This is a genomic window from Acinetobacter sp. YH1901141 (assembly GCF_013416935.1).
In the GTDB taxonomy this organism is placed as follows: domain Bacteria; phylum Pseudomonadota; class Gammaproteobacteria; order Pseudomonadales; family Moraxellaceae; genus Acinetobacter; species Acinetobacter towneri.
In genome coordinates this window covers 124790-132867 of record NZ_VPEY01000006.1, presented here as the reverse complement: position 1 = coordinate 132867, position 8078 = coordinate 124790, and the positions used below count along the sequence as shown (strand labels likewise).

Below are 8078 nucleotides of genomic sequence, written 5' to 3'. Positions count from 1 at the left end.
GCTTGGCCAGAAAAATGAGTCGTTCTCGCTGTTCTAAACTAAGTGGTACAGAAACAATTCGAGGCATGTGTGAACATCTGTTAACTAAAAAAACTTTTTCGCATGATTAGTTATTTTTGTCAACTTATGATGATTGAAAATAAAATATACTCTGGAGAAGGAAAAGGTCAGCTTAGAAAATATAGAAATATTATTGAAACAAGTTATCCTGATTATAAACATAAGATTTATATTTATTTGTCTTTGGAAGATCAAAATATTAATGATCAGGATTCAAAACATTATGTTCAGTTAAATTATGGTCATATTAGTAAGCTGATTGAACAAAAAATCCTAAAACAATCAGCTAATTTGGCTGAAAAAACCAAATTTGTTCTTGAGCAATATTTACAGACGTTAAAATCTATGTTGAATGAAAATAAAGAAATTGAAGATATCGCAAAAAAACTCTATAAGAGATATAAGTCTGCTTTCGATTTAGTTTTTAAATATAGTACGCCAAATGATACAAGTGAAATTGGTAATATTTTACGTGAACTTATCGAGCAAGAGAAGTTATTGTTACCTTATAACAGTAATAAAACTTATGTCCGCTTTCAACCAATATTTTTGCATAAAAATATTGAGAAATTAAAGGATAAAGGTCTGTTTCCAAAGGATGGAAATTTAGAAAATAATACTATTTATTTGTATGAGTTCAATATAAGAAATCATGTTGTTAATTTTGATTTAAAAATTGGAGCAGGTGAACAAGAAGTTCGTGAAAGGCTTTTTGAAATATACCGCAAACACAAAAGTTTTTTTAATCGTGTTGACAAGAATTTACAGCCTAAATGGCATCAGTCATTTCAGAAATTAATTTTGTCTGAAAATGATATTGGTGATTTTATAGAAAGTGGGGATACAGAAAAATTAAGAAAAATTCTGACTGAAAAGTTTCGTGAACTTATAGAGCAGGATTTACCAAAGTATATTCAAATACTAGAGTCTGAACTCCTTTAAAATAATGGAATAAGCCCACTATAATGAGTGAGCTTATTCCTTTTTATTTAACGCGCCCGACGTCCACGGCTTTTGGTATTAGGACGTGTGGTACCATTGGTCTTACGACGTGGCTTTTCACTTTCTTCCATTTGCCAAATACGTGGCGTACCTGATTTTTTCTTAGGCGTACCATCTTTATTTTTCTTTTGATGGGTTGGCTTGCCACCCGTACCACCTGGTTTTTTCACATATGAACGTGAGCGATACGGTTCAGCAGCAGGCACATCTTTAAAATCAGGATACAACAACGGTTCGATTTCTTTAGTTTCACCGGGTTGTAAACCCAACTGTACCAAGTCAATCGAACCAATTTTGGTGCGGATTAAACGCAAAGTTGGAAAACCAACCGCAGCCGTCATACGACGCACTTGGCGGTTGCGACCTTCACAAATTGAAATTTCAATCCACGAAGTAGGTACAGAAGCACGGAAACGTACAGGAGGATCACGCTCCCACAACCATTCAGGCTCATCGACTTTATACGCTTGCGCAGGCAAAGTCATGCCATCTTTCAGTTCCACGCCTTTACGCAATTGTGCCAAGGCATCTTCAGTGACATCACCATCGACTTGAACCAAATAGGTTTTGTATTTTTTATTGGCTGGATTGGTAATAAACTGATTCAAGCCGCCATGATCAGTCAAGAACACCAAGCCTTCCGAATCCATATCTAAACGACCAGCTAAACGTAAGTCTGGATCATCAACAAAAGCCGACATGGTGAGATGTTTTTCATCTTCACGGAATTGAGAGAGAACGTCATATGGTTTATTTAAGATGACGATTTTCATAAGAAATGCTTCTTTAAATTCAATAAATTGGGAAAATTGAGAGTATTTAAAAGGAAAAACGGGCGATTTCCAATTAAATCGCAAATACAGTGCGTTTGAGATGGCTCTATTATGCGATAAGAATGGGGGAAAGTATTGCTTATTGATAAATATTTTTTTGGTGTGCTTGCCAAAATGAGCAGCAGTATCACAACGATTAAAAACTAGAAAGCTAAGCGCTAAAAAGCCCTACAATCTGAAATTGAGGGCTAATCTAGCTTACATATTTTTATAGACAGTATCTCGCCGATCAACATCTAGGACTAATACAAGAACCCTATCGTCAATAACTTGGTACACCAATCTATATCCTGCAGATTTAAGCTTTAGTTTATAAAGATCAGAAGATCCACGTAACTTATTTTTAGGTATCTTGGGAAAATCTAAGATTGCTTCCAACTTTTTAATAAATTGTTCAGCAATTTGTGGATTTAGTTTATCAAACTTCTTCAGAGCTGCGTCTGCGAACTCTAGCTCGTAGGTCATTAATAGATACCTTTACTGTTTCTGTAGTATCAACTTGTTCAGCCAGTTTTATAAGCTCTCGATCTTCAATTAAGTCCATCATTTCTTCATATAACTCAGCAGGAACACAGTAAAAAGCAGGGGTATTTCTATTCAGAATAGCGACAGCTTCACCAAATCCTTCATTGACGACTTTCATTGGGTTTTCTTTAAGCTTCGAAACACTAGCGACAAATCGACTGTGAATAATGTTGTTCATTAGCATCACTCCACAATATGTACAGACAATATAATCAATTTAAAGACCTGATGCAAGTCCTGTTAATAGGTCTATAAAGATGCTATTACGAAATGAAAGCTAATGAATACAAATGACCGTCTTTCCTCGATTAAGCCGTATTAAATGCTGGACAAGCAATCTTCTACTTAATCAAATATTGGAATAAAGAAGGCAGCTTTTACAAACTTGGCATCACAGCCAATAACATACTTACTAGATATTACAGCTCGCTTTATGCCGAATTAATCCAAAATCAAACTACTAGGCAGATTGAAAGTATAGAAATTGGCTAGGCACTTATAGTGAAAAGAACTTAAGATGAAATAAGTGTATATATTTTTAGGATCATGAGTTCATTAATGAAAATTTACCAAGTCGATGCTTTTAGCCATGAATTATTTAAAGGCAATCCTGCTGCCGTACTTGTTAGTAAAACATGGTTAGCCGATGATTTAATGCAAAATATCGCATTGGAAAATAATCTGTCTGAAACCGCTTTTGTCAAAATGATAGATGCGGAAAACTTTGAAATTCGCTGGTTTACACCCACAACAGAAGTCGATTTTTGTGGACATGCGACACTTGCCAGCGGCTTTGTTTTATTTAAGGATTATACCGAGACAAAGACAATTCAATTTCATGTGAAAAAATTGGGGATTTTTACAGTTCAGCAACAGCAAGATGGCAAAATTTGCATGAATTTCCCAATTCGTGCTGCCCAACAAGTTGAAGATTATCCCGATATTTTACGCCAAGCTTTGACTAAACCATTTAAAAACGTCTATATCAATGCGCAAGCCTATATTGTGGAATATGAATCGGTACAAGATGTGTTAGATGAACAGCCTAACCTTGAATTATTAAAACAATTGGGACAGTTGCGCACAGCCATTACGGCACAGTCGAGTGTTGATGTTGCGATTACTGCCTCTGCAAATACACAGTATGACTGCGTATCGCGTTATTTTGCACCAGCCATGGGCATTGCAGAAGATCCTGTTACAGGTTCAATTCATACTGCAATTGCACCGCTATGGGCAGAAAAATTACAGCAAACCGAACTTGTGGCATATCAGGCTTCAGCCCGAGGTGGCATACTGTATTGCAAGATGTTGCCTAATGGTCGTATCGAAATTTCAGGTTATGCACAGCTATATTTGCAGGGCGAAATCATGATTTAAACTATGTCCTGCATTAGATTTCTTTCATCCTTTAAAAATGATCAAATGCATAGTCAAATTTACGATTGATCATTGCTTTATTTTTGTCATATTAAGTTTTCATCTTTCTTTATAGGAAAAAAGCTGAGATGAGAGTAGTTTGCAAGTTTTGCTTGGTTTAAATCATATATTTTGCAAATTTTTACGGTTGATTTAATCGCAGCTTGGTATGCTGTTAAGCTCAAGTTGAAAATTGCCATTTTCGATGGCAAATCAAAAATAGAATGAAATCAATCGGGAAAAAGAAGTTGCTACGTTTTAAAACCCTCACTTTATCTTTATGTGTACTGGCATTCAATGGCGTGGTTTTCGCCCAGCCAGTTTTAGTAAAATCTCAGCAAGAAATACAAGAATATCAACTTGATAATGGCTTAAAAGTCATTTTGGCACCCAATCAAAAAGAAAATAAAGTCTTTATGAATATGGTGTATTTAACGGGCTCATTGAATGATCCCCAAGGCAAAGGTGGTTTGGCACATTTGTTGGAACATTTGGCATTTAAAGGTACAGAAAATGTACCTGCCGAGGAATTTCAGCGCCGTTTAGATCAATATAGTTTAATGCACAATGCCAGCACCGACTATTATTCGACTAAATACACCAACATCATTCGTCCTGAAACTCGCGCAGTCAATGAGATGATTTATCTTGAAGCGGAACGCATGGATAAATTGGTCATGCAGGAAAAATATGTGCCTGCCGAAATTGCGATTGTAAAGCGTGAACGCGAAGTGCGTATGGATCAACCGTTTTCAGTCTTGTTAGATCAGGTGTGGAAATCGGCCTATGGCAATCAGTATTTCGGACGCTTACCCATTGGCGATTTAAATGAACTGCAATCCATTAAAATGCAGGAGTTAAATCAATTTTATCGCACATGGTACGCGCCGAATAATGCCATTTTAGTGATGACAGGCAAGTTTGATCAGGCAGCGGTGTTAAAACAAATTGATCAACATTTTAGTCCAATTGCAGCACGACAAATTCCCAAACAAGTACAAGTGCCACGATTAGACAGCAACAAAATTCAGCAACGAAATTTCGTGGTACAAAAGGGCAGTCAACTGGCCAAATTTAATCTGTATTTAAATGGCAATGACGAAAAGATCAAAACCGCTTTGGTGCTCTCACCTTATTTACATACGTTGCAACCGAGTGGGCATTTATATCAAGCACTGGTAGAAACAGGTAAAAGTACGATGGTGCAGTCCAGCACTTGGTTAGATCAAGATTTTAATTTGGTGCTGATGGGGGCGTTGTATGCGCCCAATCACGACGCTAAGCAAGTACAAACTGGCTTGAATCAAAGCATCGAACAGGCAAAAAACTTTGATGATGCCGAGTTACAACGCGTCAAAAACTTGATTCAAAATCAGGCAGACAGTGTAATGAATGATGCGGTGGCTTTGGGTGGTCGCTTGAGTGATTATGCTGTGGCTTATCAGGGTGATTGGACACAATATTGGCGTGATTTAAACAATATTCAACAGTTAAATGCAGATGAACTAAATCAGCGTTTAAAACAGTTCTTCACTGCACAGCATCGGGTCATTGGCGATATTCAGCCCACACCTGAAGATCAAAAACAGGCACTCACAGCAAAAAATGATCTAAATACAGCAAAAACTTTAGATCAGCAAGATACACCTGTTACACCTTTGAAAGATGTGAAAAGTTATCAGCAAGAAGTGACAGACTATGTGCAAAAATCTAAACAAGCTTTGATTCAAAATGAAAAAAAGATTCAGCGTGGCAGCTTAAAAAATGGTGCCAAGTATGCATTATTTCCAACTGCAACTCGTGATGATAAAACCTATGCCACCATTTCGGTAAATTTTGGTACGGCACAATCTTTATTTAAGCAGGGCGAAATTTTAGATTTAACCGCGTATTTGTTGCTGCGTGCATCTCAAGAGCATAGTTTGCAAGACATCGCCGATCAGTCAATTGCTGCAGGTGGTTCGGCTTTTGCACAAGCCGATGCTAATGCGATTCATATTCAAATTGTGGCAAAAAATGAAAAGTTTAATGCGTTTTTTAATTTTGTTTTAGATGTCATGCAAAACCCAAGTTTTGAGCAAAGTCAGTTTGATTTAATTCGTTCTCAAAGTTTATCCAGTTTAGAACGACCTTATACCGAGCCTGAAACTGTAGCAGCTTTGACTATGGCGCGTTTAATTGAAATTTATCCGCAGGGCGATTTACGCTATCACTTCGAGCCTGAATTTGCGAAGCAACAACTGCAAACTGCAACCCAAGCGCAGGTGCAGCAGTTATATCGTCAATTTTTTGCCATGAATCATGCACAGATTGCCATTACAGGTGAGTTTGATCCGAAACAAATCAAAAAAACTTTAACCCAGCGTTTAGGACAATCACGCAATACGGAAGCATATCAACGCTTAGATTCAGCCTATACGGCATATCCTGCGAAAAAGTTGCATGTATTGGCAGAACAGCGCGAATTTGGCAGTTATCAAAGTTTATTGACCTTACCTTTGGGTGTGAATCATCCTGACACACCTGCCATGATGGTGCTGAGTTATATTTTGGGTGAATCGCAATTGTCTTCACGTTTGGCGCAAGAATTACGTGAAAAAAATGCATTGGTTTATGGTTTTAGTAGTGGTTTGAGTTTAAGTGAATTTGAACAATCGGGTGCGCTCAGTATTTCTGCGCAATACAGTGCAGGCAAGTCGGCTCAAGTGTCACAGGCGGTGCATAAAGTGTTGCAGGAATTGCGCCGTGATGGTGTCAGCTTGCAAGAAGTTGAAGCTGCAAAAGCCGATATTTTGAAAAAACGTGTGACTGCCTTGGAAGATGAACGCAGTATCCACCGTATGTTAGTGCCACAATTAGAACAAGGTCGTGATTTACGTTACCGTGAGCGACGTGATCAAGCGTTGGCAAAACTCAGTAAAGCCGATGTAGATGCTGTGATTCAGAAATATTTACGCTTAGAACATTTGCTTGAAGTAGCCGCCGATCAATATGGTCAAGCCAATGTTGAAGTGCTTCCGTTAAAGCCGCAGTCTAAATAAAGATTCAATTAATTTTGAGTAGAAAAACGCATCCATTTCGATGCGTTTTTTGTCTTCAAGTTTGCTATCTATGCTCAATTGGCTAAAGCTTTATAAGCGATAAAACTGTTTGGCATTATGATGAAATACTTGCTGCAAAGCATTTGGATGATAAGCCGCAACAATATCACTGGTTGCATCAATTAAATTGACCAAAGACGTGCTCACCCGATCCATTGGGAAATTTGAGGCAAACATCAACCGATATATTCCAAAGCTTTGTAAGGCATGCTGAATCAGTGGTGCAGTTAAATCTATAATTTCCTGTTTTGAGGCTTCACGTTTTTGCAAGTGAAATTGATGACCTAAAACAGGCATAAATAACCCTGAAATTTTACTGTAAACATTTGGGCAGTGTGCCAACTCGGCAATATCTTCTTGCCAACGAAATAGAATATTTTCTCGTGCTGTTTTTGTCACGCCTGTATGTGTGCCAACTTGCCCGAACAGTCCTGCGGGTGTGCCCAAATGGTCAATCACAATAGAAGTTTCTGGAAATTGTTTGGCCAATGCCAAGACATCACCCAATTGGGTCGAATACGTCCATGCATCAAAACTTAAATTATATTGCGCCAAAGCCTCAAAACCTTTTAGAAACTTTTTGTTCCGATATAAGTGTGGTTCGTCTGCCCAAGCAAAAATCCCGTGATCTTCATGCACGGCTGCCATTTTACGAATTCCGCGAAAATGCGGAGAAGCTTTGTGATGTAATTTGAGAATTTTCTTAAAATTAGAATCGCGCGGGTCTGCAGTGGCGACAATCGCGCCCAAAGCCAAACCATTATTTTTAAAATCCAGACTTTCTATAAATTCGGTTTCACCAACTACACCTTTGCCTTTATGGTTGTGCCAATTGGCTTCAATATGCACAACTTTTTCAGCCGTATAAAAACCTAAGTCGCGGGCATAATGCTCAGGTAAATAGGGCGATGTGACGTGCTCGGTGCGTCCTAAAGTTTCAATGAGTGTTTTTGGTTTTATCAGGCGGATGGTTTTATCTAGCAAATTGGGATGCTTGCCCAAAAGCTTAACAGCAAGTCGTGCGCTGTGCGGCGTGTTGTACGGATCCCACTGATGAATATGTGCATCAATGAGTGCAAATCCTAGGTTCTGCATAATCATCCTGTTTTTATGACGCTAGTATTTCACTATTCAAAGC

Annotated in this window: 7 protein-coding genes and 1 pseudogene; 3 read left to right on the top strand and 5 right to left on the bottom strand. The window is 38.1% G+C overall.

Annotated features, from left to right (window positions below; all coding sequences use genetic code 11):
• Nucleotides 1-67 (bottom strand): annotated as a pseudogene (locus FTV52_RS14810) (helix-turn-helix domain-containing protein); the annotation flags it as partial.
• A 59-nt stretch (nt 68-126) separates the two neighbouring features.
• Here FTV52_RS14810 and FTV52_RS05555 point away from each other — a divergent pair.
• Nucleotides 127-1002, top strand: a complete 876-nt coding sequence (locus tag FTV52_RS05555; protein ID WP_257221689.1) for a PD-(D/E)XK nuclease family protein — start codon at nt 127-129, stop codon at nt 1000-1002.
• Between the two features lie 47 nt (nt 1003-1049).
• Here FTV52_RS05555 and FTV52_RS05550 read toward each other — a convergent pair whose 3' ends face one another.
• The 3 genes from FTV52_RS05550 to FTV52_RS05540 form a co-directional block, all read right to left on the bottom strand.
• Nucleotides 1050-1835 (bottom strand): rRNA large subunit pseudouridine synthase E, encoded by a 786-nt coding sequence (locus FTV52_RS05550; protein ID WP_154320596.1) that lies wholly within the window; start codon nt 1833-1835, stop codon nt 1050-1052.
• A 258-nt stretch (nt 1836-2093) separates the two neighbouring features.
• Nucleotides 2094-2360: a type II toxin-antitoxin system RelE/ParE family toxin gene (locus FTV52_RS05545; protein WP_154320646.1), complete on the bottom strand. Its 267-nt coding sequence runs from the start codon at nt 2358-2360 to the stop codon at nt 2094-2096.
• The gene (locus FTV52_RS05540) at nt 2314-2598 is read right to left on the bottom strand and encodes a type II toxin-antitoxin system Phd/YefM family antitoxin (RefSeq protein ID WP_154320647.1); all 285 of its coding nucleotides are present in this window, start codon (nt 2596-2598) and stop codon (nt 2314-2316) included. The genes FTV52_RS05545 and FTV52_RS05540 overlap by 47 nt, the downstream gene beginning before the upstream one ends.
• A 380-nt stretch (nt 2599-2978) precedes the next feature.
• Here FTV52_RS05540 and FTV52_RS05535 point away from each other — a divergent pair, with 380 nt between their 5' ends.
• Complete coding sequence (locus tag FTV52_RS05535) at nt 2979-3800, top strand: PhzF family phenazine biosynthesis protein (RefSeq protein ID WP_179990194.1); 822 nt, start codon at nt 2979-2981, stop codon at nt 3798-3800.
• Between the two features lie 263 nt (nt 3801-4063).
• Nucleotides 4064-6880, top strand: a complete 2817-nt coding sequence (locus FTV52_RS05530) for a pitrilysin family protein (RefSeq protein ID WP_179990184.1) — start codon at nt 4064-4066, stop codon at nt 6878-6880.
• Nucleotides 6881-6970: 90 nt separating this feature from the next.
• On the opposite strand, the gene FTV52_RS05525 is transcribed toward FTV52_RS05530, so the two are convergent.
• A complete protein-coding gene (locus FTV52_RS05525; RefSeq protein ID WP_179990182.1) occupies nt 6971-8035 on the bottom strand; it encodes an amidohydrolase in 1065 nt (354 codons plus the stop codon).
• Nucleotides 8036-8078: the final 43 nt, after the last annotated feature.